General features: G+C 63.1%; 23 protein-coding genes and 1 pseudogene. 10 read left to right on the top strand and 14 right to left on the bottom strand.

The annotated features are described in order from the left end of the window. Window positions 1-26 precede the first annotated feature (26 nt). A complete protein-coding gene (locus DXT59_RS01220) occupies window positions 27-2,102 on the bottom strand; it encodes a putative bifunctional diguanylate cyclase/phosphodiesterase (protein WP_116135109.1) in 2,076 nt (691 codons plus the stop codon). 178 nt (window positions 2,103-2,280) lie between these two features. Next, window positions 2,281-2,931 (bottom strand): uracil phosphoribosyltransferase, encoded by a 651-nt coding sequence (gene upp / locus DXT59_RS01215; RefSeq protein WP_116135107.1) that lies wholly within the window; start codon window positions 2,929-2,931, stop codon window positions 2,281-2,283. A gap of 181 nt (window positions 2,932-3,112) precedes the next feature. Between upp and DXT59_RS01210 the strand changes: the two genes are divergently transcribed. The 7 genes from DXT59_RS01210 to DXT59_RS01180 all read left to right on the top strand — a co-directional run bounded on the left by DXT59_RS01210 (window position 3,113) and on the right by DXT59_RS01180 (window position 9,967). Continuing rightward, the gene (locus DXT59_RS01210; protein ID WP_116135105.1) at window positions 3,113-3,892 is read left to right on the top strand and encodes an SDR family oxidoreductase; all 780 of its coding nucleotides are present in this window, start codon (window positions 3,113-3,115) and stop codon (window positions 3,890-3,892) included. A 70-nt stretch (window positions 3,893-3,962) separates the two neighbouring features. Then, window positions 3,963-4,346, top strand: coding sequence for a methylglyoxal synthase (locus tag DXT59_RS01205; protein ID WP_116135103.1), 384 nt, complete (start codon window positions 3,963-3,965; stop codon window positions 4,344-4,346). Window positions 4,347-4,441: 95 nt separating this feature from the next. Next, window positions 4,442-5,416: a quinone oxidoreductase family protein gene (locus DXT59_RS01200; RefSeq protein ID WP_116135100.1), complete on the top strand. Its 975-nt coding sequence runs from the start codon at window positions 4,442-4,444 to the stop codon at window positions 5,414-5,416. A 33-nt stretch (window positions 5,417-5,449) separates the two neighbouring features. Then, complete coding sequence (gene kdpE, locus DXT59_RS01195; RefSeq protein WP_116135098.1) at window positions 5,450-6,148, top strand: two-component system response regulator KdpE; 699 nt, start codon at window positions 5,450-5,452, stop codon at window positions 6,146-6,148. Window positions 6,149-6,259: 111 nt separating this feature from the next. After that, window positions 6,260-6,877, top strand: a complete 618-nt coding sequence (locus tag DXT59_RS01190) for a DUF4126 domain-containing protein (RefSeq protein ID WP_116135096.1) — start codon at window positions 6,260-6,262, stop codon at window positions 6,875-6,877. 71 nt (window positions 6,878-6,948) lie between these two features. Continuing rightward, window positions 6,949-9,462 (top strand): ABC transporter permease, encoded by a 2,514-nt coding sequence (locus DXT59_RS01185; protein WP_116135115.1) that lies wholly within the window; start codon window positions 6,949-6,951, stop codon window positions 9,460-9,462. 88 nt (window positions 9,463-9,550) lie between these two features. Further along, window positions 9,551-9,967, top strand: a complete 417-nt coding sequence (locus DXT59_RS01180; protein WP_116135094.1) for a group II truncated hemoglobin — start codon at window positions 9,551-9,553, stop codon at window positions 9,965-9,967. A 572-nt stretch (window positions 9,968-10,539) separates the two neighbouring features. Here the strand turns inward: DXT59_RS01180 and DXT59_RS01175 are convergent. Together DXT59_RS01175 and DXT59_RS01170 are read right to left on the bottom strand one after the other, a co-directional pair. Further along, entirely contained in the window at window positions 10,540-11,364 is an 825-nt protein-coding gene (locus DXT59_RS01175; protein WP_116135092.1) for a TIGR02391 family protein, read from the bottom strand. A 120-nt stretch (window positions 11,365-11,484) separates the two neighbouring features. Further along, window positions 11,485-11,961, bottom strand: a complete 477-nt coding sequence (locus DXT59_RS01170) for a helix-turn-helix domain-containing protein (RefSeq protein ID WP_116135090.1) — start codon at window positions 11,959-11,961, stop codon at window positions 11,485-11,487. A gap of 633 nt (window positions 11,962-12,594) precedes the next feature. Here DXT59_RS01170 and DXT59_RS30400 point away from each other — a divergent pair. Both DXT59_RS30400 and DXT59_RS30395 read left to right on the top strand, forming a co-directional pair. Continuing rightward, window positions 12,595-12,915, top strand: coding sequence for a DUF5675 family protein (locus tag DXT59_RS30400; protein WP_162877890.1), 321 nt, complete (start codon window positions 12,595-12,597; stop codon window positions 12,913-12,915). A 564-nt stretch (window positions 12,916-13,479) separates the two neighbouring features. Beyond that, complete coding sequence (locus DXT59_RS30395) at window positions 13,480-14,247, top strand: hypothetical protein (protein WP_162877889.1); 768 nt, start codon at window positions 13,480-13,482, stop codon at window positions 14,245-14,247. Between the two features lie 548 nt (window positions 14,248-14,795). Here the strand turns inward: DXT59_RS30395 and DXT59_RS01160 are convergent. Next, complete coding sequence (locus DXT59_RS01160; protein ID WP_162877888.1) at window positions 14,796-15,410, bottom strand: protein kinase family protein; 615 nt, start codon at window positions 15,408-15,410, stop codon at window positions 14,796-14,798. Window positions 15,411-15,885: 475 nt separating this feature from the next. Here DXT59_RS01160 and DXT59_RS01155 point away from each other — a divergent pair. Beyond that, a pseudogene (locus tag DXT59_RS01155) lies at window positions 15,886-16,170 on the top strand (DUF924 family protein); the annotation flags it as partial. On the opposite strand, the gene DXT59_RS01150 reads toward DXT59_RS01155, so the two are convergent. From DXT59_RS01150 to DXT59_RS01110, 9 genes are all read right to left on the bottom strand, one after another. Continuing rightward, window positions 16,167-18,128 carry an ArnT family glycosyltransferase gene (locus DXT59_RS01150; RefSeq protein ID WP_116135082.1) on the bottom strand — a complete coding sequence of 654 codons (1,962 nt, stop codon included), beginning with the start codon at window positions 18,126-18,128 and terminating at the stop codon, window positions 16,167-16,169. The pseudogene DXT59_RS01155 and the gene DXT59_RS01150 overlap by 4 nt on opposite strands. A gap of 264 nt (window positions 18,129-18,392) precedes the next feature. Then, the gene (locus DXT59_RS01145) at window positions 18,393-19,148 is read right to left on the bottom strand and encodes an SDR family oxidoreductase (protein WP_116135079.1); all 756 of its coding nucleotides are present in this window, start codon (window positions 19,146-19,148) and stop codon (window positions 18,393-18,395) included. A gap of 60 nt (window positions 19,149-19,208) precedes the next feature. After that, entirely contained in the window at window positions 19,209-19,793 is a 585-nt protein-coding gene (locus tag DXT59_RS01140) for an LOG family protein (RefSeq protein WP_116135077.1), read from the bottom strand. After that, window positions 19,790-20,512, bottom strand: coding sequence for a TetR/AcrR family transcriptional regulator (locus tag DXT59_RS01135; protein ID WP_116135075.1), 723 nt, complete (start codon window positions 20,510-20,512; stop codon window positions 19,790-19,792). Before DXT59_RS01135 ends, DXT59_RS01140 begins: the two co-directional genes overlap by 4 nt. Before the next feature lie 148 nt (window positions 20,513-20,660). After that, the gene (locus tag DXT59_RS01130; RefSeq protein ID WP_338065117.1) at window positions 20,661-21,158 is read right to left on the bottom strand and encodes a diacylglycerol kinase; all 498 of its coding nucleotides are present in this window, start codon (window positions 21,156-21,158) and stop codon (window positions 20,661-20,663) included. Next, window positions 21,155-22,186, bottom strand: a complete 1,032-nt coding sequence (locus DXT59_RS01125) for a glycosyltransferase family 4 protein (protein ID WP_116135073.1) — start codon at window positions 22,184-22,186, stop codon at window positions 21,155-21,157. The genes DXT59_RS01130 and DXT59_RS01125 overlap by 4 nt, the downstream gene beginning before the upstream one ends. Window positions 22,187-22,212: 26 nt before the next feature. After that, the gene (locus tag DXT59_RS01120) at window positions 22,213-23,151 is read right to left on the bottom strand and encodes a UDP-2,3-diacylglucosamine diphosphatase (protein WP_116135071.1); all 939 of its coding nucleotides are present in this window, start codon (window positions 23,149-23,151) and stop codon (window positions 22,213-22,215) included. Window positions 23,152-23,264: 113 nt separating this feature from the next. Beyond that, window positions 23,265-23,798 carry an RDD family protein gene (locus DXT59_RS01115; RefSeq protein ID WP_116135069.1) on the bottom strand — a complete coding sequence of 178 codons (534 nt, stop codon included), beginning with the start codon at window positions 23,796-23,798 and terminating at the stop codon, window positions 23,265-23,267. Window positions 23,799-23,803: 5 nt separating this feature from the next. Continuing rightward, complete coding sequence (locus DXT59_RS01110; RefSeq protein ID WP_116135067.1) at window positions 23,804-24,562, bottom strand: DUF3106 domain-containing protein; 759 nt, start codon at window positions 24,560-24,562, stop codon at window positions 23,804-23,806. Window positions 24,563-24,580: the final 18 nt, after the last annotated feature.

Below are 24,580 nucleotides of genomic sequence, written 5' to 3'. Positions count from 1 at the left end.
GGCGCGGGACGCGCGCCGGCGCGCGCTCAGGCGCCGGCCGGCCTGCCGCCGCCCGCGAGCAAGGCGCCGAACGCATCGGGCTCGAGCGGCTCGGCGAGCAAATAGCCTTGCAGTTGATCGCAGCGTAGCGCCTCGAGCTTTTCGCGCTGCGAGACGGTTTCGACGCCCTCGGCCACCACGTTCATGCCGAGCGAATGAGCGAGCTTGATGATTGCCGAGACGATTGCCGTGCCCTCGTCGTCGTGGGCGTCCAAGCCGTCGACGAAAAAGCGGTCGATCTTCAACTGCCGCACGCGGAAACGCTGCAGATACGCGAGACTCGAATAGCCGGTGCCGAAATCGTCGATGGCCACTTCGAATCCGCTCTTTTGAAATGCTTGCACCATGTCGGCCGTATGCCGCACATCGTGCATCGCGGCGGTTTCGGTGATTTCGAACATGATCCGCTCCGCGCCGATTTTTTCGGTCCGCACGATGTCTTGGATCGTCGCCAGCAGGTCGGGCTGGGCGAGCTGGCGCGGCGAGAGATTGATCGCGACCTTGGTCGTTTTGAGCCCCTCGCTTTCCCAGCGGCGAATTTGCCGGCAAGCCTCGCGGACCACCCAATAGCCGATCGGCACGATCTGCCCGTTGCGCTCGGCGATCGAGATGAATTCGGCCGGAGACAACTGGCCGAGCGTCGGATGATTGAGCCGCAGGAGGGCCTCGGCGCCGGCCAGCGCGCCACCGCGGCCGAAGAACTTCGGCTGAAAACGCAACGAGAAATAATCCTTGTCGAGCGCTTCGTGCAGGGCTTGCTGGATCAGCAAGGCGCGGTTGGCCGCTTCGTTCATATCCGACTCGAAGAAGCGGCAAGTGCCGCGGCCCGCGCGCTTGGCGGCGTACATCGCCGCGTCGGCGTTCTTGAGCAGCGCCTCGACGGTATCGCCGTCGCGCGGGAACAAGGCGATGCCGATGCTGGGCGCGACTTGCAACGGGCGCGCGTCGACCCAGATCGTCTCGCGCATGCGTTCGAGCACGGTGTCGGCGACGCGCTGGGCATCGTCGGCCAACCCGATGTGGCGCATCAGTATGACGAATTCGTCGCCGCCCAGACGGGCGACGGTGTCGCCGGCCCCCACGCAGTCCACGAGGCGCCGCGCGAACGCCCTGAGGACTTCGTCGCCGACCGTATGCCCCAGCGAGTCGTTGATCGTCTTGAACCCGTCGAGATCCATGAATAGGATGGCGAATAGATTCTTGCCGTGCTTGCCGAGTTCGATCGCGCGCTCGATGTGCTCGGTGAGCGTGCGCCGGTTGGGCAAGTCGGTGAGAGAGTCGAACGCCGCCATATAGACGATCCGGCTGTTCAACTGCGAGACCGATTGCACGAGCGTGGCGGTGCGCGCGTCGAAGCGCGAGAGCATCAGCGTGACGATGAGGATGGCGAAGGTGAAGATCGAGATCGTCGTGCCGAGCCAGCGCAGATCGACCCCGCCGGCCGCCCCGCAGATCGCGCCCGGGAGAAAATTGGCCGCCGCGTTGGCGGTGTAGTGCATCCCCGTGATGGCGAGTCCCATCACGAACGATGCCGCCAGGCGTTTCGTCGACACGTGCTGCCCGTCCTCCGAGCGCAGCGCATGCGCCATGAACAGCGCGGCGCCGGAGGCCACGATCGCGATGACGATCGAGGCCGCCACCAGCATCGGGTCGTAGACGATCGCGGGCTGCATCCGCATCGCGGCGTCGCCCGTGTAATGCATCCCGACGATTCCGAGCCCCATTAGGACCGACGCGACGGCGAGGCGCCGCGCGCCCAGCGTCGCGTGGTTGATCACGCGCAGTGCGAAATACGACACGGCGACGGCGATCAGCAGCGAATACGCCGTGATCCAAAAATCGTAGCCGAGCGCAATCGGCAGCGAGAAAGCGAGCACGCCGATGAAATGCATCGACCAAATGCCCACGCCCATGGCCATCGCGCCGCCCGCGAGCCAAGCCTGACGCTGCCTGCGGGTCAGCAATCGAGCAATGCGCCCCGACAGGTCGAGGGCCGTGTACGAGGCAAGGGTAGCGACGACGAGCGAAAGCGCGACGAGCCAAAAGTTGTAAGTGCCGTGCATGGCGAAGTGGCGATGACGGGAGTGGTTCCACGTCGTTTAACGGCACGCCGGGCGTTTTTCTGATGCGCGATAACGCAAAAATAGGCTCGCAGTGCGGATTTTGAGCGGCCGGCGTGTCTTGACGCGGCGCCGATGGCCGCGGGCTCGTTTAATACGACAAATACGCTTGCGCGACGCGTTAATTCTTGGTGCCGAATAGACGGTCGCCGGCATCGCCGAGACCCGGCACGATATAGGCGTGCTCGTTCAAATGGGAATCGAGCGAGGCGACATACAGTTTCACGTCGGGATGCGCGTCTTGAAAGACTTGCACGCCCTCGGGGGCGGCCACCAGGGCGACGAACGAGATTTCGCCGCCCGCCACGCCGCGCCGTTTCAAGACATCGACCGCATGTACGGCCGAATAGCCCGTCGCCACCATCGGATCGCAGAGGATGAACGTGCGATCTTCGAGGTCCGGCAGCCGCACGAGATATTCGACGGGCCGGTGCTCCGAATCGCGATACACGCCGATATGTCCCACGCGCGCCGATGGAATGAGTTCGAGCAATCCGTCCGACATGCCCACGCCCGCGCGCAGCACAGGCACGATCGCGAGCTTCTTGCCCGCGATGACGGGGGCGTCGATCTCGACGAGCGGCGTCTCCACGCGGCGCGTCGTAATCGGCAAATTGCGCGTGATCTCGTAGCCCATGAGCAGCGTGATCTCGCGCAGAAGCTCTCGGAACGTGCGCGTGGAAGTGTCCTTGTCGCGCATGTGCGTGAGTTTGTGCTGGATCAGCGGATGGTCGAGGATGAATAGATTCGGGAAGCGGCTGTCTTGTTTCATGGCGGGGGCGCGGGGCGGCGCGACAAAATATTCAGACAAGTTTACCTAAAGAAGCGCCCACGCCGAATTTTCATTGCGGTGAGGGGCGCGTCGCGGGGCGAGGCGCGGTTTGCCGGCTTCGGCGCGGTTGCGTCGATTCTTCTACAATCGCCCCCATCGCCCATCCTCATCCGGAACTAGTATGGACCTTGGAATCGCAGGACGCACGGCGCTTGTGTGCGCCGCCAGCAAAGGACTCGGCCGAGGCTGCGCGCAGGCGTTGGCAGCCGAGGGCGTGAACCTCGTCATCGTGGCGCGCACGCGCGAGACGCTCGAGGCGACCGCGGCCGGGATTCGCGCGGGCACCGGCGTGTCCGTGCGCACCGTCGCTTGCGATATCACGACACAGGAGGGGCGCGAGGCCGCGCTCGCCGCGTGCCCCGCGCCCGACATCCTCGTGAACAATGCGGGCGGACCGCCGCCGGGCGACTTCCGCAAGTTCACGCACGACGACTGGATTCGAGCGCTGGAGGCCAACATGCTGACGCCGATCGCGCTCTTGCAAGCGACGATCGACGGCATGATCGAACGCCGCTTCGGCCGCATCGTGAATATCACGAGTTCGGCCGTGAAAGCGCCGATCGACGTGCTCGGGCTATCCAACGGCGCCCGCTCGGGGCTCACGGGCTTCGTCGCCGGCGTCGCGCGCAAGGTTGCCCAGCACAACGTGACGATCAACAATCTGCTGCCGGGCCTGTTCGATACCGACCGCATCGCGACGACGTTGAATGCTCAGGCCCAGGCGAAAGGCGTTTCCGTCGACGAGGCGCGGCGCGAGCGCGCGGCGTCCATTCCGGCGCAGCGGCTGGGGCTGCCCGAGGAGTTCGGCAAGGCGTGCGCTTTTTTGTGCAGTGTCCACGCAGGCTACATCACGGGGCAAAACTGGTTGCTCGACGGCGGCGCCTACCCCGGTACGTTTTGAGTCGCGCATCGAGCGCATACCGATCGTCAAGATCGATTTTTTGTTGGGTTGACCAAGAAGGAGCGGTGCCATGACAGCCTGCGTCGCGCTGATCGCGCACGATCACAAGAAAGACGATATCGTCGCCCTCGCAGGCGAATACGCCCCGACGCTGCGCCAATGCAGGCTCATCGCGACGGGCACGACCGGCGGGCGCATCGCCGACACGCATGCGCTGACCGTCGAGCGCATGCTGTCGGGACCGTATGGGGGCGATTTGCAGATCGGCGCGCTGTTGGCCGAGGGAAAAATCGATCTCGTCATTTTCCTGCGCGATCCGATGACGCCACAACCGCACGAACCCGATATCAATGCGCTCGTGCGCGCCTGCGACGTGCATGACGTGCCTTGCGCGACGAACGTCGCCACGGCCCGCATGCTGCTCGACACGCTGGCGGCGCGTATCGCCGCCTGACGGACGCGCGCGGGTATCGGCGCAACGCATGACTCGATGCGGCTGCCGAGCGTTTCGCCGCATCGACCGAACAACCTGATCTCAAGGAGAAACGCATGGTGAAGGCGATCCGAATCGAACGCACGGGCGGCCCCGAAGTGATGCAGTGGGTCGACGTCGAAGTGGGCGCGCCCGGTCCGGGCGAAGTGCGCCTCAAGCAGCACGCGGCCGGTCTCAATTACATCGACGTCTACTTCCGCACGGGGCACTATCCGATGCCGTTGCCCGCGGGTCTCGGGATGGAGGCGGCCGGTGTCGTCACCGAGGTCGGCGCGGGCGTCACGCGGTTCAAAACCGGCGATCGCGTCGCCTATGTGGCGCGTCCGCCGGGCGCGTATGCCGAGGAACGCGTGCTGCCCGCGGACGCGCTCGTAGCGCTACCCGACGCGATCAGTTTCGACGATGCCGCTTCCGCCATGTTGCAAGGTTTGACCGCGCAGTACCTGCTGCGGCGCACGTTCCGCGTCGAGCCGGGCCAGACGATCCTGATTCATGCGGCGGCGGGCGGGGTCGGGCTGTTCGTTTGCCAATGGGCCAAGGCGCTCGGCGCGACGGTGATCGGCACGGTCGGCTCGGACGAAAAAGCGGAGCTCGCCAAGGCACACGGCTGCGACTACCCGATCGTCTACACGCGCGAGAATTTCACCGAGCGCGTGAAGGAAATCACGAAGGGTGCCGGGGTGCCGGTCGTCTACGATTCGATCGGCAAGGATACCTACAAAGGCTCGCTCGATTGCCTGGCGCCGCTTGGCTATTTCGTGAGCTTCGGCAGCGCGTCGGGCGCGCTGCCGCCGATCGAGGCGGCCGAATTCGCCAATCGCGGCTCGCTGTTCTTCACGCGGCCGACGCTGTTCAGCTATATGGGCAAACGCGAGTGGCTCGATGCGATGGCCACCGAGCTGTTCGACGTAATCGCCTCGGGCAAGGTCAAAACGAATGTGCGCCAGCGTTACGCACTGGCGGACGTAGCGCAAGCGCATCGCGCGCTCGAAAGCCGCCAGACGACGGGCTCGACCGTGCTGATCCCTTGATGCGCGCCGAACGAGTCTATCGATGTTCGTCGCATGACTGACGCGGCCATCAACGTCGTGCTGATCGAGGACGAGCGGCAGATTCGCCGCTTCGTGCGCGCCTCGCTCGAAGCCGAGGGCATGCATGTGCACGATACCGAGACGGGCAAGTCGGGGTTGACCGAGGCCGCGACGCGCAAGCCCGATCTCGTCATCGTCGATCTCGGCTTGCCCGATGCGGACGGCATCGACGTGATTCGCGAATTGCGCGCTTGGGCCGACATTCCGATCATCGTCCTGTCGGCCCGGACGCAGGAGGCGCAGAAGGTCGCCGCACTCGACGCGGGTGCGGACGATTACCTCACGAAACCGTTCGGCGTGCCCGAGTTGCTGGCACGGATTCGAGCGCATTTGCGCAGGCGTGGGCGCGGCGGACCGCTCGACGCGGCCGTCGTGCGCTTCGGCGAGGTTAGCGTCGACCTTGCCCAGCGCAGCGTCACGCGCGCCGGCGAGGCCGTGCACCTGACCCCGATCGAATACCGGCTCCTATGCGCGTTGATTCGGCATGCGGGGCGCGTGCTCACGCACCGGCAATTGCTGAGCGAAGTGTGGGGACCTTCGCACGTCGAAAGCCAGCACTATCTGCGGATCTATATGGCCCATTTGCGGCGCAAGCTCGAGCGCGACGCGGCGCAACCCGAGCACATCATGACCGAGACCGGGATCGGCTACCGGCTCGTCGGCGTCGTCTGAGCGCCGGCCTGTCTATAATGGGACTTCACAGCGCACCGCGAGCGTGACGTGTGTCCGGCCAACGGGTACCGTGCGGGCACTTGAGGTCACCATGGGAGCGGGGAGAGGGCAATGATCGACGCACTTTCGCTCGGCGCGGGTCTGTCGTGGGCCAGCGGCTTGCGTCTGTATCTGACGGTTTTTCTGGTCGGGCTGTTCGACCGCCTGGGCATCGTCCATTTGCCGGATTCGCTTGCCGTGCTCGGCTCCGGCTGGGTCATCGGCGCGGCGGCCGTCTTGGCCGTGATCGAGTTCCTCGCCGACCGCATCCCCGCTTTCGATTCGTTATGGGATGCGATCCATACCTTCATTCGCATTCCCGCCGGAGCGCTTTTGGCGGCGGGCTCGCTGGGCCACGCCGATCCGGCTTTGCTGACGGTCGCTGCGCTCGCGGGCGGGGCGCTCGCCGGCTCCGCGCATCTCACGAAAGCCGGCACGCGGGCGCTCATCAATCTGTCTCCCGAGCCGTTTTCCAACTGGGTGGCGTCCTCGACCGAGGACGTTCTCGTTTGCGTGGGCCTCGCGCTCGCGCTTTTCGTGCCGTTCGTATTTCTGCTGCTGATGGCCGGGTTCGTCGCGTTCGCGGTCTGGGCCTTGCCGCGGCTATGGCGCGGCGTGCAAGGCGGCTTTCGCGGCATGGCGGCGCATATGGTTTCGCGTCTCGGCTCGCTCGGGGGTAAGCGCGATTGAGTCAGGCGTCGTCGGCCGCCCCGCCGCGCCCGCCGCTCGGCACGCTTGAACTCGTCGTTCAAGCCGCGCGCATGACGATGCGCGATTGGCGCGCGGGCGAGCTAACCATGCTCGTCGTCGCGCTCGTGCTGGCCGTCGCGGCGCTCGCGAGCGTCGGTTTTCTCGCCGACCGTTTGCAGCAAGGACTCGAGCGCGACGCCCGCCGCATGATCGCGGCCGACTTCGTCGTGCGTTCCGATCATCCCGTCGATACGGCGTTCTTTGACGAAGCGCATGCGCTCGGCTTGAGCATCGCCACCACGGCGATCTTCCCGAGCATGGTGGCGCGCGCGAGTACGGGCGGCGATCAAGCGCTGGCCGATGCTCGGCTGGCGGCCGTCAAGGCCGTGTCGAGCACCTATCCGCTGCGCGGCGCGCTGCGCATCGCGGCCGCACCCGACGCACCCGATCGTCCCGCGCAGGGCATTCCGGCGAAAGGCACGGTATGGGTCGATCCGCAATTGCTGGAGACCTTGCATACGAAAGTGGGCGACACCGTGCAGCTCGGCGAGCGCCGTTTCACGATCGCCGCGGTGATCACGCGCGAGCTCGACCGCGGCTTCGCGTTCGTCAATTTTTCGCCGCGCGTCATGGTGCGCGCCGACGAATTGGCCTCGACCGGGCTCATCGGTTATGGCAGCCGGGTGACCTATCGGCTACTGGTCGCCGGAGACGATGCGGCTGTCGCGCGCTTTGCCGCGTTCGCGCATGCGCGCGTCGATGGCGGCAAACTGCGTGGCGTCGCGCTCGAATCGTTGAGCGACGGCCAGCCGCAAGTGCGCGAGACGCTCGATCGGGCGGCGCACTTCTTGCGGCTCGTCGCGCTTTTGACGGCGTTGCTCGCCGCCGTCGCGATCGCGATGGCGGCGCATCGTTATACGCGGCGTCATTTGGACGGCTGTGCCGTGATGCGTTGTCTTGGTCTGGGCGAGCGCGAGCTGCGCGGGCTCGTCGCGCTCGAGTTCGGCTTCGTCGGGCTGACGGCGGGCGTGCTCGGCGCGGCGCTCGGGTTTTTGGGGCATTTCGCGTTGCTGCGCTGGCTCGGCGGCTTGATCGGCGTAGAGCTGCCGCAGCCGAGCGCGCTTCCGGCGCTCGAGGGAATCGGAGCCGGTCTCGTGCTGTTGTTCGGCTTTGCGTTGCCTCCGCTCTTGCCGCTCACGCGCGTGCCTCCGCTGCATGTCCTGCGCCGCGAGTGGAACGGTCGCGCAAGCGCCGCGTGGTGGGCCTATGCCTTGGGCATTGCGTTGTTCGGCGGCCTGCTCGTGCTCGCGGCCGGCGAACTGAAGCTCGGCGGTATCGTCGCAGGCGGCTTCGCGCTCGGCCTGGTTACGTTCGCCGCCTTGGCGCGCGCGGCGCTGTGGCTGTGCGCGCGCGCGGCGCGCAGCGAACGCGGCCGGCGCTTGGGGGCGGCGGTCGGTTGGCGCTACGCATTGGCGTCGCTGGAGCGACGCGGCTGGGCCAGCGCGCTGCAAATCACGGCGCTCGCCATTGGCCTCATGTGTTTGCTGCTCATCGCGATGACGCGCAACGATCTCGTTCAAGGCTGGCGCAATTCGACGCCGCCCGACGCGCCGAACGAATTTCTCATCGATATTCAGCCGGACGAGCGGCAGGCCGTCATCGATTACTTGAACGCGCACGGTATTGCGAATGTCGTGCTCGAGCCGATGGTGCGGGGTCGCCTCGTCGCGATCGACGGTAAGCGCGTCGTCCCCGAGTCGTTCAAGACGGAGGACGCGCGTCGCCTCGTCGACCGCGAGTTCAACTTGTCGTACCGCGGCACCTTGCCCGACGACAACCGGGTGGTGGCCGGTAAGTGGTATGGCGATTCGACGCGGCCCGAGATTTCGATCGAAGCGGGGCTGGCGAAACTGATTGGCGTGAAGGTGGGCGATACATTGCGTTTCGACGTCACGGGTATGCCGATCGAAGCGCCGATCACGAGCGTGCGCAAGCTCGATTGGGGCACGTTCAAGGTCAACTTTTTCGTATTGATGCCGCCGGCGGTATTGGAGAAGATGCCCGCGATGTTCATCACGAGCTTCTATCTGCCGAGCGGGCGGCGCTCCGTCCTCGACGGCTTGATTGCCGCGCACCCGAACGTAACGGCGATCGACATGGCGCCGATCCTCGCGCAAGTGCAGCGCGTCCTGGATCAAGTGATCGGCGCCGTGCAGTTCCTGTTCGCCTTCACGCTCGCGGCCGGTTTGCTCGTGCTGTATTCGGCGCTGGCCGGCACACGCGACGAGCGCGTGCGAGAATCGGCTCTGTTGCGGGCGCTCGGCGCCTCGCATGGACAGGTGCGCTCGGTGCACGCGGCGGAATTCGCCGTCGTCGGCGCGCTCGCGGGTGTGATGGGGGCCGTCGGCGCGCAAGCATTGGGTATCGTGCTGGCGACCCGTGTATTCGACTTCCACCTCGATGTCGATCCTTGGCTATTCCCGGCCGGCATGGCGGCCGGGATCGTCTGCGCGGGTGTCGGCGGCTGGATCAGCTTGCGACGTGTCTTGCAGCGGCCGGCGGCGCAATCGCTGCGCGACGCTTGACCGCCGCCATGGTGTTGTGCCGACCTGGCGCCGTGGGTCCGAAGCGACGTATTCTCAACTTTTAGCCACACCGATTTAGATTCATCGTATGACTACCGATTTGAACGGCGACGACGCGCAGACGAAGCAACCCAGCGCGTTCGATCTCGTCGGCGGCGAAGCGCGCGTGCGCGAACTCGTCGACCGCTTCTACGACCTCATGGATCTCGAGCCGGAGTTCGCGGGCATTCGAGCATTACACCCTCAATCGCTCGACGGTTCCCGCGACAAGCTCTTTTGGTTCTTATGCGGCTGGATGGGCGGCCCCGATCATTACATCGAGCGCTTCGGCCATCCGCGGCTGCGCGCGCGCCATCTGCCGTTCGCCATCGCGTCGTCCGAGCGTGACCAATGGGTGCGCTGCATGGCGTGGGCGATGGAAGATGCCGGTTTGCCGCAGGCGTTGCGTGAACGGCTCGTGACGTCGTTTTTCGATACGGCCGATTGGATGGTAAACCGACGTTAGTTAGTTAGCGGGTTGAGCGAAACGGTTGTTGCTTCCCTTCGGGTGAAGTTGAGTAGCCTACGTCTCGTGGGTATCGCTGGATAGCCAGCGACCAGGAACCACTTCCTCGGGCCGGGGAAGATTGTGCGGTCAACTGTACGGGGGCGCCCGTGGCTCAGGAATATGGGTCGGCCGGAATTTCTAATGTGTCAGTGCCGTTCTGCCGGACTTGCAGCATCATTCCAGACTCGGTGCGTGCGTGATTTCGGCGAAGGCTCGGGACAAGAGTATCGGGCTGTCTCATCGGTCGCCTGAGCGAAACCAGCTCAAGAGCTGGCCGGACCTGCGACACGGTTCTCTCTAAGCAGTCACTATCAAGTCGCTTGAGTACTAGGTTGTGATTGTGCAGCCGGCTTCCGGGAAGGTCAGATGGCTTGGCGTCTAGGTGTAGCGTTACAAAAAAGTCTTCAGTGCCACAATAAAGTTTTCAGTGTGACAAGAAAGTCTTCAGTTCGGTGCGTCGCTGCTCGGAGCTGAAGGCGTCAGTGCCGCGCGGACTGTGCATTGCAACCAATTCGCAGCGACGTTTAGCCTCAAACGCTCGACGGGGGTAGCAACCGTGCGACATCCAGCTTCCTATGAACCAGCGAAAGCATGGTTAACGTGTCCATGGTGTCTTGTTCGCTCATGTCCCACTCGATTTTTGCGTTGTGCGCGAGCGGATTGCGGACCATTCCGAAGATTCCCCTGAGAAGGCTCGCGAACCCGCGCTGCTCACCGATATCGGTCTTCGACCTCAGAGCATTAATTGCGACACGAGGCGTTCCGGTTGGCATCCCGAGAGCGAAATCAACAATTTCTGCGCCGTCTCCGCTTCCTCCAGACAACTGCTCGAGCCGTTTCGAGACTGATTTGACCGCCTCAAAGACCGCATGGAAATAGTTTTCTTGCAGGAGCTCGCTGCTGCAAAAGGCGAGAACGTTCGGATGCACATCGCGTTGTTCGAGTGCGGTCTTGAGACGGTTCGCCCGCGATAGTGCCTCATCGAGCGTGGAGGCTCTTTGCGCGTGGCCGACTCGTCCGTCTTCCCGCACGCGATAGCCGCACAACGCGAGTGCGGAGTTCAGGTTTTCACGTCTCCATGCAAACACTTCGGGCTTGCGAAGGTAGAGAGACGGATTCATCGCCTCATTGATGAACTGAATTGTATGATTGCCAACGTCATGCTTGTTTTGCTGGGCGGCCAGAGCATTGAACAAGCGCTGCCATTTTGTGATTTGCGGCGTTGGGTCTTCGAAGCCTTTATTGGCCAGCAAGTGGCCGATTTCTGTGCCACTAAGACCCATGTCCGTATCGCCCAGTACACGGCAGACACTCTCGAGTTGCTGATGGGTAAAGCACGGCAGGTTGGTCGCCATTCGATGCTCCCTCGTCGCTTATGTCGACGGCATTTTGCCGTGGAATTTAACAGCGTCGGCGGCTTGCTGTCGAGAACTTGAATAGTCGGTGCCCGCACGAAGCAAGAGTGCTCCGGCGCCCTACCGGCCCTGCGGCGCTTTTACATCGAGGAGCTGTGGAATGCCAACACCTAGTGCATCAGCCAGGTCCTGCAGGTCGACGGCCATAGGACTGGCCGCGTCGTTCTCCAACCGTCCAACGTAGGTACGGAATCGGTGCGCCTTGACGGAGAGTGCTTCCTGACTGAGCCCCTGTTGACTGCGCAGCCGCTTCACGTTTGCTATTACTCGGGCCGTGGCGTCTTCGCCAGCCGGTTGCTGTTCTTCGACGGGTCGGTCGCAAAAGAAGTCGACAACGTCGACATCAAGTACATCCGCTAACCGAGAAAGCGTGGAAAGCCTCAGGTTTGCCCGCCGGCCTTGTTCGACGCTCGCAAGGTTGGGGCGAGCCAGCGACGCCCTCGCAGCGAGTTCGTCTTGCGAGAGGCCGGCACGTTTTCGAATCGTTCTAAGTCGTTCGGACAGTCCGCTGGCGACCGCGTCATGGAGCTTCGGCATAGCCGCACAGCATCCCTTGCAGTCGAAAAATTTTCTACCACTTCGCATATGCACGCTTGATATAAGCACGCATAAAAAGCTACAATTGGCTCGAGCCGGCGGAACAAGGGGCTCCGACCCAGACCTTTTGCACGGTGAGGCGAGCGGCCTCCCCCGGAGCAAGGGGCGGATGCGCGCGTGCAATTGAAAAGTCCCGTAGTCCGACGCCTGCGACGGCAACGCGAATTGAAAAGTACGTCGTCGACCGGTCGCTTCCTTTCGAATGGGGCACACATGGTTTTGGTTTTCTTCAGCATCAGCGGAGTCCTTGGGGCGATTGACCGACATCCGTCGATAACGACTCGCGAAAACGAGCCCGAGGCTAGCGCACTGACCTAACGGGGAGTGCATGGCGGTGGACTGGCGCAGTCGGCTCTCGTTCGGTAAAAATTACTTTTTGCGGCTGCCCAGGTAATCCTTGCAAAAATGCCCCCGATGTCCTATTCATAGTATTCAGGGTGCAGAGCCATTCGGTCACCGGAACACTGATTCATGCCATGCACAAGGCTTGGTAGCTAGATGGGCATTAAACTATAAATGCATTGTCGCGTTGTTTGCTGTGGGGAAGGTCTCGGACCTTGCGGGGGATGAAAAATGAATCTTCTATTATTGAGAACAACGAAAACGGACCAATCAACGGAAGGCGAGCTTTTCGTCAATGGTGATTCCCGGCGCCACACACTTGAACCCGTATTTCGAGAGCGATTCCCCGTTCCGGTCGCTGCATGGAAAGTCTTTAGTTCAACTGCGATTCCTGTTGGAACATACGCCGTTGAGGTGACGTGTTTCTACCGAGACCAATACTATACACCTCTACTTGACAATGCCCTAGGTTTTGATGAAATTCTGATTCATATCGGCAGATTTCCAAAAGATAAAGAAGGTTGTATTCTCGTTGGTCAGGGCGTGGAGTAAAATGAAGTTGAGAACAGTAAAGTCGCCTTCGGTGAATCGTTGGGAAAAATACAAGATGTGCGTAATATCGAAGAGCCTGTTCAAATTCAAGTCAAACCACGTGGCAAATAAATTAGATTTCTTTTTTCTAGACCGCTTGCCATGAGGGATGGGGCGAAGGGTCGGGGTTTGGATGAAAAATATGCTTCAAACGTCCAGGTCTCAAAATATGGTGTGTTCGTCATTCGGAAATTTACAGCGTTGGGTTGCCTGTATTTTCTTTGGTCTGACGTGTTCCGGATGCGTGGTGTTGACGACTCATTTAGATGACGGCACGGAGGCGACTGCGATTAGGGGAATCGTTTGGCTCGACGTGTATGAATCCAACGACGGGCGCCCGACGGTGTTCGCTGTTCGTACGCGCGCTCTTGGCGTAATGACGGGTCATGACACTGGTGTCGGGTATTTCGACCGGAGCACAGTATCAGTACCGTTTGATTGCAGAGTGGTTTTTCTTGTAAACACAGACTCTCAGCTAGTTGCTGCAAAAAAGCTTATTGAAAAAAATTTGGGCGAGGAGAGGCCATGCGCTACGAAATTCTGAGGTCAATCGTAGGTGTGTTTGTTCTTGTGGAGCTTGCGACATCGTGTTCCAGCACCCCCAATCACACGAACACTCTGATATTTGGGACTAATACGCTAGTGGCGGTCGATGTATCCGAATCGCCGACAGGAAACGTTGGCGTTACTCTTGGATACAAGAGGCAGGAAGCAGTTTGGATGCCGCTGTTGGCAAACGTCGCTTCCGACACCGGCGGCGAAGTGCCCGCGACATGTACGGACGACTCGTGCAAGAGCTTTACTGGTACCACAGGCACGGATGGTACTTTGAACGGGGCGAGTGCGCATGATACATATTCTGTGTTGGCGACATTTTCGGGGCAAACTGCTGCCAGCGCGCCCGTGGGTGCCTCAGGGGCAAATGTGACTGCAGGCGGCGCAATTGCGCAATATTTCGCCACTGGATTCGCGGCGCGCTTACTTGCAGAGAAAGGCGGAGCCGCAATCGTGAGTACCAGTGGAGACACCGGGAATGATGCGGCTGTGAACCTGGCAGCACAACAACAGCTCCAGACACAGTCGCAGCACATAGAGAGGATAATCTCAGCGATTACCGATAAGTCCGGAAACATCGATGCAACACAAAGAGATAAGCTTTTTGGTGCTGCGAAATTTTCCAATGAAAATATTAAAAAGTATCTCTTGGAATCAAAAAATGCAAACGATTTACGCGTGAGATTGAATAGCGTTTCAACAATTGGAGTGCAGCCACTCTTTGATGCGCTTAGCTGATAACGACAGGAGGTCAGTATGGCAAAGTTGATTGTGGACGTGATGAGTAGTTTGGGCGATGCGCAAACTCGTCGTCAAGTATGGCAAGACCAGGGTTATCACCCGATAGGGCCCGGCATCGTGCAAGCAGATTTGGCGACATGGTCTAATTATTGTCAAACTCCCGTCGGCGGAGACCTTGCCGGGGGGGGCAGCAGCCCAGTCTTTGTCGTTCTAATGACAGGATGATGCCTCGGTTTGAAGCTATCCCCTGTTCGCATGTGGTTGAACGAGGTGCCAATGGCACGGACGGCGTGTTCGTGTACATGTGCGAGAACGAAATGAGAGGCGGCGGACCGAGCATCGCGCGCCAGAAGCTGGTTCGCGCTGGGGAGACGCAGTGCTCTATTTGCAGCGAGCGCATGCTGATGGAGCAAAAGAGCTACGTTCAATTTCCCGGCATATCAGTCCGGCGCTTCATCGCCATAGCGCTGGCGCTGCATCTCCGGGATTGTTCTAAAAAGTAGGCGAACCCGCCCGGCACTCTCGCGCAGAATTCGCCGAGCGCTTCAAGCGTCGACATCGGTAGCTCCGACGCCGAGGCGCGCGAGGCCATCGAGAAACAGGAAAAGGTCGCCCTCTTCCATCACATAGCCCGACTCAATCGCACGCGTGGCCCGCTGCCTCCAGACGTCGATTGCATGCTTGATTGCCGTATCGTCGGCTACGCGCCGCGTCTCTCTGTCCAGTCTCTTGGCGCTGCTGCCTCGAACCAACCCGTAGTCCGCACCCGTCCTGCACAGAAAGTCGTATCCGAAGATGAGCGGCCCCGTGCTGACAAATTCAATGACGATGAATTCCCTGTCGTCGTCCGCAACGAATTCCATACAGCTTGCGACGAACTCATCAACCGCATGACTGAGGCGCCGCAGCGCCGAATCTGTGCGTCTGTCAGAGGCGCACGCGAACGTCAGTTCGTTTATGACGGCAACGCCATCCACGTGCTTCGTAGTACGTAGGTGAACGGTGAGTTCCTCTAGCAATTGGACTGCTGCGGTGCAGGCCAAGCCCTCGAATACCACGGCAAAATCGTCAGGATTCTGAAGCATTCGATGAGCGTCGGCGGCCGAAAGACGGGCTCGCTTCGGCAGAGACGCGGCTGCACAGGACTTTTCTGAAATCACTCCCGTTCTCCGTCATGGTCAGCGGTTTGCGTTCCTGATTGAGTATGGCGGAGCACATCGCTAGTCGGACGCGCCGGCCGCATCTTGCGCCATGGCTCCGAGCCGATTTTGGTCGCTCTTTCCCTGAAAATCCCAAACAATGGGATTTTGTGGCCAATCGGAGCGCCAACCTCTCCCGAACAATACGCTCGTCGGATACGCGAATAAAAGGTCAATGGAACGACGGCCAGTACTATGAATCGACAGCGACAACGTCGGCCACGCAACAAGGAAAAGACGAGAGAGCAACTGGAGCGTGCATTTCTCCGGGTCGAGAACGAAGGTCTGCCAATGAGCGTAACTGCGGTGGCCGCTCAGGTCGGTGTAAGTCCGACCCTTATCCACAACACCTACCCCGAGATAGCAGACAAAATTCGAGCTGCGACTGGCCGCACCACACGTAAGCTGCTCGACGCCAAGACAATTGAGCTCGCCGACCGGCGGGCATCTGCGCTTGCCCACGGCCGAGCACCGCGCATTTGCCTACTTGCCGTTCGAGCATGCCGAATCGCTCGATGCTCAGCGTGAATCGGTTCGTCTGTTCGAGGCGCTGGCGTGTGAGACGGGGCAACAGGGCAAAGGGAGCTATCTGGACTACGCGCGGCGCCATGCCACGATCGTCGAACGCTTCGGCCGGTTTCCTCATCGCAATGAGGCGCTCGGCCGCGCAAGCACCGAGGACGAGCGTGTCTTCCTAAGGGAACCGGGTTCGTCGTTCTAATCGGAACCCTTGCGACCTCCGCGTCCTTCCAAGCGCGAGGGCGCGCCTTTGCGCATGAATACGCGCAGCAACTCGTCGCTGTCCCCGGGCCGGGCGCCGGACCAAACGAGCGTCCAGGACGACCCGGCCGCGATGCGCGCGTCGCGTCCCTGAACGATGAGCCATCGGCAGCGCGTCGCCTCGGCGTGGGTATCCGCATCGGCCAACGGTTCATGCAAGATGCCCGCGAAGTAATAGAGCATCGGTGCTTCGGATTCGCCGAGGTGAGCGCTAGCCATGCAGTCGCCGGGGTACCAGTCGACATCGAGATGCAGCGCCAAATCCTCGAACACCGAGCGGTAGCTCTTGGCGGCGTCGATCCAAGGCAGCAAGAGCGTAAAAACGAGCCCCCAGACGAGCAGGACGCCACCGGCCCAGCTCAACGCACCGCGCCAAGCGCCCGCTTCGCGCAGGCGCGGCAACAGCGAGAGCCAGCCGAGCGTGAGCGCCAACGCGACGACGACGGCGGCCGGCTGGATCGGCAGCGTCCAATCGAGCGGCAGCCAGCGGCCGAGCCAAGCCAAGTTCGGATGCGTGCTCATCGTATCGGTCATCTCCGACCAGACGAGCCAAGTCAGCGTCGCGGCGGCGCCGAACAGCACGCGGCTCGCGTAGTCCCAAGCAAGATGGACAGCGCGGGGCCAGCGCTCGAGTTCTTGCCCGGCGATCAGGGCGAGCGGCGCCACGAAGGGCAGCAGATACAGCTCGCGGGCCGTCGCGGACATTTGCAATACGGCGATGCCGACCGCCGCGAACACGGCGGGGATCGCCACCGCCGGCGCCCGCCAGCGCCGCCACGCGCCGGTGGCAAGCGCCGCCAGCGCGAGCGGTCCGGCGGGAAACGCGGCGGTCAGCAGCGCGCGGACGATGAATAGCGGTTTATCGTTTTCCGAGCCCAGCGTGGGGACCGAGAACCCGAAGAAGCGCCCCACATTGTTGTCCCAGAACCAAACCTTGAACAACTCCGGCGAGCGACAGTAGAAGGCGATCGGCCAGATGAGCGCGAACGGTGAGAAGGCGAGGGCGGCGATGCCGAGCGCCCGCGCGAACGCGCGCCCGCGGCAGGCGGGATAGAGCACGGGCAGCGTGCAAAGCGCCGCGCCGAACACGAGCGGCAAGAACAACCCCTTCGTCATGAAGGCGATGCCGGCGCCGGCGCCGAAAGCCAAGGCGGCCCGATCCCCCGCGGTTCGCGAGGCGCGGCCTTCCATGTCGCGAGGCCCCGCGCTGAGCGCCGCCACGAGTTCGTAGAGGCCGGCGAGGCCAAGCGCGCTACCGGCCATCAGGGCGACGTCCGTCATCATGTCGTGCGTGTGCTTGATGACGAGCAGGGTCGTGCCGAACAGCGCGAGCGTGCCAAGCACGCGCGGATCGAATACGTGGCGCGCGCCATGGATACGACGCGCCAGATGCGCGACGCAACCGAGCGCGAGGGCCGTGAACAGCGCACTCGCGAGGCGCGCCGCGTCGTGCAGCGGGAGCCAGCCGCGCCCGAGCCAGGCCAGACTTGCCGCGACCCAGTCGTAGAGCGGGGGTTTTTCGACGAACGGCTGACCCGCATTCGTCGGCACCACGAAATCGCCCGTTTCGAGCATGTGCTGGATGATGCCGAACGTGTACGTTTCGTCTTGCTTCCACGGATCGTGTCCGAGCGTGCCGATCAGCACATACGCGGCGAAAACGGCGATGAGCGCGAGCAGCGGTTGCAATGCGCGGCGGCTAGGCGCGTAGGCGCCGGCACTGGCCGGTGCGATCGGCGGCATCTTGCTTTGTAGCGAAACCGGAGCGAGGGCATCGCCCGGCCGGCCCGTCGAAGCGCCGCGGGACAAAGACGTGCCGGCTGTGCGAGCGGCCACGGGCACGGCAAGGACGTCGCGCGCGGACGCGAGCCTGCGCGCGGGATCGGAGATTTCCGGCATGGTTGCACGATTGGAGTGGCCGCACCCTACGTGGGGTGCGGCCTAGGAGGGCTACTCTCGAGGCTGGCCGGCAACCGTGGACTCGAGTCGAACCGCAATCGGCTCGGGGTGCGCGGCTTTTGCTAGCCAGTGCGCATCATCGTAGAGGGGCCGCTTGGCCGTGTCTGGCGAAAAACGTCTCGATTTGTGAAGTTTTGTCGCGCCGGGACGTGGCGCGAACAAGCGGTGCCGGTGCCGGCTGAAAAAAACCTGGGAAGCGCCGGATCAACGGCCGCCGGCCACGTCCAGCAAGGCGCCCGTCACGTAAGACGCCGCATCGCTGAGCAGCCATACGATCGCTTGCGCGACCTCATCGGCACTGCCGGGGCGTTTGAGCGGGGTTTGCGCGCCGAGCGTGGCGGCGCGTTGCGGCTGGCCGCCGCTTGCGTGGATTTCGGTTTCGATGAGGCCCGGACGCACGGCATTGACGCGCACGCCGCGCGGGCCGAGTTCCTTGGCCAAGCCGATCGTCATCGTATCGACCGCGCCTTTCGCGCCGGCGTAATCGACGTATTCGTTCGGCGATCCGAGCCGCGATGCCGCCGACGAGAGATTCACGATGACGCCGCCGCGGCCGCCGCGATCGGTCGACATGCGCCGCGCCGCCTCGCGCGCGCATAGATAGGCGCCGAGTACGTTGACGTCGAAGATGCGCTTGAGCCGTGCGATGTCCATGTCGGCCAGCGGGAGCGAGGGCCCGACGATGCCGGCGTTGTTCACGAGCGCATCGACGCCGCCGAAGGCCGTTTCGAGTTCGTCGAACATGGCGACGACCGCGGTTTCGTCCGCCACGTCGCCGGGCAACAGCAACGCACGGCCGCCCGCGCGCTCGACCTCGTCGGCCGTTTCTTGAGCGGCGGAAAGATCGCGCACGTAGTTCACGCCGACGGCGGCACCTTGCTCGCCGAGCAGGCGTGCGGCGGCACGGCCGATACCGCGGCTGGCTCCGGTGATCAGAACGACGCGGCGTTTGGCGGTCATCGGCTGGTTTTCGTTAAAGAGGCATCACGACGAAGGGGACGACGGCGCTCGCCGCCGCGTTTAGACGACTTCGCGCTGCGTGGCCCACTTGTCGCGGCCTGGCGGCCGGTACCGGCGCAGCTTCTCGAGCAGCGCATCGGCATCGGAGTCGATTTGCAGCACGTTCAGATAGCTTTGCTGCATGAAACCTTCGCGTACCGTGTGCTGGAGCATGCCGACGAGCGGCGCGTAGTAGCCGCCGATGTCGTAAAGGCCGATGGCTTTGCTGTGGTAGCCGAGCTGCGCCCACGTATAGACCTCGAATAGTTCCTCTAGCGTGCCCGCGCCTCCCGGCAAGGCGACGAACGCGTCGGCGAGGTCGGCCATCTTGCGTTTGCGCTGATGCATGTCGGGCACCACATGCAGCTCGGTCAAGCCGTTATGACCGACTTCCTTATCCACGAGCAACTCGGGAATCACGCCGATGGCGCGCCCGCCGGCCGCCAGCACTTCGTCGGCGATGACGCCCATCAGGCCCACGCGTCCGCCGCCGTAGACGAGCGAACAGCCGGTCTTGACGAGCGAGCGCGCGAACATTTGCGCCGCTTGCGCATAGATGGGTTTGGCTCCGATCGACGAACCGCAATAGACGCAAACCGATTTCATGTTTGATTGTCCTTGGCGCGGCCGAGCGCGTCGCGCGGGGGCAGATAGTCCTGGAATTGGCGCTTGGGCAGCTTGCCGGAGACGAGATCGTCGAACAACTGACGCGAGCGTCCGCGCAGGTACGGCGCCATCATCGAAATCACGTGCACGCTGACCTGGTGCAGTTCGTCGCGGATCGCTTCCTGGTCGTTGTACTTGCGCGGGTGCATGACGAACTGATACGACAGCCAGTACGTGGCGATGACGCCCATGTTCGTCGCGATGACCTGGATTTCCTCGGGCGTGGCGAGCATTTCCTCGTCGGCCACGAGCAGTTCGCACATCTCCTTCGCGAAGCGCACCTTGTGGCTGATGATCTGCTTGAAGTGCGTCTCGAGCGTACGGTTGCGCGCGAGCAGATCGTTCAGGTCGCGGTACAGGAACCGATAGGTCCACATGAAGTCGGCCATGTACTGCAGGTACGACCATGTCTCGTCGATCGTCGGGCGGTGATCTTCGGGAAACCGCAGCCGCTTCTCGATCGCCTGCTCGAATTGCGCGAAGATGCTGTTGATGATGTCGTCTTTGTTGCGGAAATGGTAATAGAGATTGCCTGGGCTGATCTCCATTTCCTCCGCGATCGTCGTCGTGGTGACGTTCGGCTCGCCGATCTCGTTGAATAGCTTCAACGATAACTCGAGAATCCGTTCGCGGGTGCGGCGGGGAGTTTTCGCTTCCATGTCGTCCGGCCCTGTGCTGCCGGGCACGCGCGGCGCTCGCGCGACGCTGCGTTGGTACGCCCGGCTCGGTTGGTATGTGGCACTGCGTCGGGCGATTATAAACCGGGCGTTCTGTTCCCCGAACTTTGGGATAGGTTTTCGATGGCGGCTAGTTCAAATGACCGAACCAGCGAGCGAATAGTGGGCCGACGATGAGGCCCCAGGTGAGCACGCACGTGGCGAGCGCGACGGTGACGGCCGCGCTGCCGAGATCCTTCGCGCGGCGCGACAATTCGTGCCGCTCTAGCGAGATACGATCGATCGCGGCCTCCACGCTGGAATTCAAGAGCTCGACGATGAGCACGAGCAGGACCGAGCCGACGAGCAGCACGTGCGATACCGCATCCACCGGCACGAGCGCGCCGCACGGCACGAGGATCGCGGCCAGCGTCAGTTCTTGGCGAAACGCGCTCTCCTCTTCGACGGCGACGCGAAAACCCGCGATCGAATTCTTCAGCGCATGCCAGGCGCGCGTGAAGCCGCGGTTGCCCTTGTACGGATTGAACGGCAACGGGGCGAGCGGATCGTCGGGCGAAAGCGGCTCGTGCGGCTCGCTGTCGCGCGGGTCGGTCAACGCTTGCGGTTCGTTATGCTCGTCGCGTTTCATGCGGCCGCGTTTTCCTCTTGCACGCCGGCGCGCGTGAGCGGCTTTAGGTGGGCGGCGAATTGCATCGACGCCGCCTGCCACGAAAAGCGCTCGGCCCAGGCGCGCGCATCGGCGCGGTCGATCTTCAGGGCATCGAGGCAAGCTTCGCGCAGGTCCTCGTTCATCGCGCCGGCATTGCCGCCGCCGAGCACGTCGATCGGGCCGGTGACGGGGTAGGCGGCCACGGGCGTGCCGCAGGCGAGCGCCTCGAGCAGCACGAGCCCGAAGGTGTCGGTGCGGCTCGGGAACACGAAGACGTCGGCGGCCGCATAGACCTTCGCCAATTCCGATTGACTCAGCACGCCGAGATAGTTGGCTTCGGGATAGCGCGATTTGAGTTCGGCGAGCGCGGGACCTTCGCCGGCCACCCATTTCGAGCCGGGCAAATCGAGCTTCAGAAACGCTTCGACGTTCTTTTCGATGGCGACGCGGCCGACGTACAAGAAGATCGGCCGTGCCGTATTGAGCACCTTAGAATCCATCGGATGGAAAATCTCGAGATCGACGCCGCGCGTCCAAAGCACGACGTTATCGAAGCCGTGCGCTTCGAGATCGCTTTTCACGACGGGCGTCGGCGCCATGACGGCGAGCGAGGGGCGATGAAACCAACGCAGGAACCGGTAGGTCGCCGAAGTCGGGATGCCGAACCGCGCTTGCACGTATTCCGGAAAGCGCGTGTGGTAGGCCGTCGTGAACGGTAGACCGTGACGCAGCGCGTAGGCGCGCGCGGCGAGCCCGAGCGGGCCTTCCGTTGCGATGTGCAGCGCGTCGGGCGCGAATTCGCTGATGCGCTCGCGCACGCGCCGGCGCGGCAGGAGCGAGAGCCGGATTTCCGGGTAGGTCGGGCAAGGGATCGTGTGAAATTCGAGCGGCGTCATCAATTCGACGCGGTGGCCGAGCGCCGTCAATTCGCGCGTGGTGTTCTTCAAGGTGCGCACGACGCCGTTGACCTGCGGTTCCCAGGCGTCGGTGACGATCATGATTTTCATGCGGTCGGATCCGGTTCGCGAAGCGTTTAGGCCGTGGCCTTGGATTTGCGCGGTTGCGCGGCGGGCGAGCGCATGACGGTCCAATAGACCACCTTCAATTCGCCCTCCATCGTTTCGACGAGCGCCGACAGACTCTCGACCCAATCGCCGTCGTTGCAGTAGAGCAAGCCGTCGACGTCGCGGATTTCGGCTTTGTGGATGTGGCCGCAGACTACGCCGTCGCAACCGCGGCGCCGGGCTTCCTCGACCATCACGTGCTCGAACGAAGAGATGAAATTGACTGCGTTCTTCACCTGATGCTTCAGGTACTGCGAGAGCGACCAGTAGTGCAGGCCGAAGCGGCTGCGCACGCGGTTGAACCAGCGATTGAGCACGAGAATCGCCGTGTAGGCGGTGTCGCCGAGATACGCGAGCCACTTCGCGTGCTGAATCACGCCGTCGAACAAGTCGCCGTGGACGATCCACAGGCGCTTGCCTGTGAGCGTCGTGTGAAACGCCTCGCCGCGCACGTGGATGTCGCCGAACGCGAGGTCGCAAAACTGGCGTGCGCCTTCGTCGTGGTTGCCGGGGATGTAGATGACTTGCGTGCCCTTGCGTGCCTTGCGCAGCACCTTTTGAACGACGTCGTTGTGCGCCTGCGGCCAGTACCAGCCCTTCTTCAGTTGCCAGCCGTCGATGATGTCGCCGACGAGATAGAGATACTCCGACTCGTTGTGCCGAAGGAAGTCGAGCAGGTAGGGCGCTTGGCAGCCGCTCGATCCGAGATGGATGTCGGAGAGCCAAATCGTACGATAGCGCAGCGGTTCGCCGACGCCGTCGTCGTGCTGCTGGCCCGAGGCGTCGCCTGTATCGGGGCCCGACGGGAGCGCGGGGCTGCCGCCGGGCAGGGCCGGTTCGAAGGGGACGGTTTCGACGCTTGCGCCGAGTTGCCTAAGGAGGGAAGTCGCGGACGTCGTGCGGTCCATGGCTTCTCGCGTCGAGTTGTACATGGCGCTCATTGCGCCATGCGTCCGTGACTGCAACATGACAGTCACGAGAAGTTCTTATTACGGGGTCTCGGGCGAGTGTGCCGCGCCGCTCATGCGCGGTCGGCGGTAACGATGCGCGTGCCGGCGAGCCGGTCGTGCGGGAACTGCCGGGCCGGATCGAGGCGGGCGCAGGCGGCCCAGAGCACGAACCAAGCGGCGGTGATCGCCAGCGTGGCTGGCACGGACAGCCGCAACAACGGGTGTAACGCGAGCGGCGGCACGAACCAGAGCCAAGCGGCGAGATAACGGGCGCAAGCGCGCGCGGCATTCGGTGGCCGGCCGGTGCCGGCGGCGACGAGCTTGAGCCGCCAGGTCTTCATGGGCAAGGTCTGGCCGCCGCGCGTCCAGCACCAGACGAAATAGGCGCCCATCACCAGCGCGAGCCATATCGTTAGCAGATTGTGGTGGGTGAGCCCGCTGCGTTGCTGCGTCAGCGTGCCGAACAGATAACCGGCGATGAACACCACGCCGAACAGCAAGACGCTTTCGTAGACGAGTGCGGCCAAGCGGCGGCGAATGGTGGGTGGGCCCGGCTCGGCCGCGGCGTCGGCGATAGGCGGCGTGTCGCGTGCCGGCGAGGCCATCGCGCTCAGGCGCCGCGGAAGACGGACGGCGCGTCCGACGGCGACATCGGCGTCGCGGGCACCGGCACGGTCGAGTTCACGGCCCCGGAAGCGGCACCGCCGCCCGAGGCGGGCAGTCCCGACGCCGCGCCGGCCCCCGCGGCCGTGCTCGCCGCGCCGCTGGCTGCAAGCGGCGGATTCACGAGGCGGTTCAGGTCGCGGATTTCGCTGCGCTCGCCGGAAGGCGGCGCGCTCACGACCGTGGGACGGCGCTTGCGGCCGATCGCGGCGAGCTTGGCTTTTTGCTCGGGAGAGAGCTCCTGATAGGCCTGCCAGGCCTTGCTGCGCTGCTGCGGCGGCAGCGCCTTGGAGACTTGGTAGTTTTCGCGTGCGACGCGGCGCTGATCGGGTGTCATATGCACCCATTCGCTCATGCGGTCATGAAGCCGTTTTTGCGCTTCAGGCGACATCTTCGCGAAACGGGCCGCGATTTTGATCCATTTTCGCTTACGTTCGTCGCTGAACGTATTCCACTCGGACGCGAAAGGCGCGAGCGCCTCATGCTGTGCATCGCTCAAATGCGACCAAGACAGCGGATTGGTATCTTGGGCGAGCGGGGGAAATTCGACGGCAAGGGGCGCGGCCGCGGGCGACGCGGCGCCCTGCACGCCCGCCGCTTGACGCGTGGACGTTTCTCCGAAGAACCGAGGGTAGGTGGCCGCGAACGCAACCGCTGCCGCGATCGCGCATCCGAACACAACCGCCAAGCCGCGCTTGTAGCTCACCCAGTTATTCTCCGCCTG

The sequence above is a fragment of the Trinickia diaoshuihuensis genome, assembly GCF_003390925.1.
Taxonomy (GTDB): Bacteria; Pseudomonadota; Gammaproteobacteria; order Burkholderiales; family Burkholderiaceae; genus Trinickia; species Trinickia diaoshuihuensis.
This window is presented reverse-complemented; position numbering and strand designations above follow the sequence as displayed.

Coding starts and splice junctions, on each gene's coding strand:
- DXT59_RS01220 (WP_116135109.1), bottom strand. CDS start 2,102: ATGCACGGCACTTACAACTTTTGGCTCGTCGCGCTTTCGCTCGTCGTC.
- upp (WP_116135107.1), bottom strand. CDS start 2,931: ATGAAACAAGACAGCCGCTTCCCGAATCTATTCATCCTCGACCATCCG.
- DXT59_RS01210 (WP_116135105.1), top strand. CDS start 3,113: ATGGACCTTGGAATCGCAGGACGCACGGCGCTTGTGTGCGCCGCCAGC.
- DXT59_RS01205 (WP_116135103.1), top strand. CDS start 3,963: ATGACAGCCTGCGTCGCGCTGATCGCGCACGATCACAAGAAAGACGAT.
- DXT59_RS01200 (WP_116135100.1), top strand. CDS start 4,442: ATGGTGAAGGCGATCCGAATCGAACGCACGGGCGGCCCCGAAGTGATG.
- kdpE (WP_116135098.1), top strand. CDS start 5,450: ATGACTGACGCGGCCATCAACGTCGTGCTGATCGAGGACGAGCGGCAG.
- DXT59_RS01190 (WP_116135096.1), top strand. CDS start 6,260: ATGATCGACGCACTTTCGCTCGGCGCGGGTCTGTCGTGGGCCAGCGGC.
- DXT59_RS01185 (WP_116135115.1), top strand. CDS start 6,949: ATGACGATGCGCGATTGGCGCGCGGGCGAGCTAACCATGCTCGTCGTC.
- DXT59_RS01180 (WP_116135094.1), top strand. CDS start 9,551: ATGACTACCGATTTGAACGGCGACGACGCGCAGACGAAGCAACCCAGC.
- DXT59_RS01175 (WP_116135092.1), bottom strand. CDS start 11,364: ATGGCGACCAACCTGCCGTGCTTTACCCATCAGCAACTCGAGAGTGTC.
- DXT59_RS01170 (WP_116135090.1), bottom strand. CDS start 11,961: ATGCCGAAGCTCCATGACGCGGTCGCCAGCGGACTGTCCGAACGACTT.
- DXT59_RS30400 (WP_162877890.1), top strand. CDS start 12,595: ATGAATCTTCTATTATTGAGAACAACGAAAACGGACCAATCAACGGAA.
- DXT59_RS30395 (WP_162877889.1), top strand. CDS start 13,480: ATGCGCTACGAAATTCTGAGGTCAATCGTAGGTGTGTTTGTTCTTGTG.
- DXT59_RS01150 (WP_116135082.1), bottom strand. CDS start 18,128: ATGCCGGAAATCTCCGATCCCGCGCGCAGGCTCGCGTCCGCGCGCGAC.
- DXT59_RS01145 (WP_116135079.1), bottom strand. CDS start 19,148: ATGACCGCCAAACGCCGCGTCGTTCTGATCACCGGAGCCAGCCGCGGT.
- DXT59_RS01140 (WP_116135077.1), bottom strand. CDS start 19,793: ATGAAATCGGTTTGCGTCTATTGCGGTTCGTCGATCGGAGCCAAACCC.
- DXT59_RS01135 (WP_116135075.1), bottom strand. CDS start 20,512: ATGGAAGCGAAAACTCCCCGCCGCACCCGCGAACGGATTCTCGAGTTA.
- DXT59_RS01130 (WP_338065117.1), bottom strand. CDS start 21,158: ATGAAACGCGACGAGCATAACGAACCGCAAGCGTTGACCGACCCGCGC.
- DXT59_RS01125 (WP_116135073.1), bottom strand. CDS start 22,186: ATGAAAATCATGATCGTCACCGACGCCTGGGAACCGCAGGTCAACGGC.
- DXT59_RS01120 (WP_116135071.1), bottom strand. CDS start 23,151: ATGGACCGCACGACGTCCGCGACTTCCCTCCTTAGGCAACTCGGCGCA.
- DXT59_RS01115 (WP_116135069.1), bottom strand. CDS start 23,798: ATGGCCTCGCCGGCACGCGACACGCCGCCTATCGCCGACGCCGCGGCC.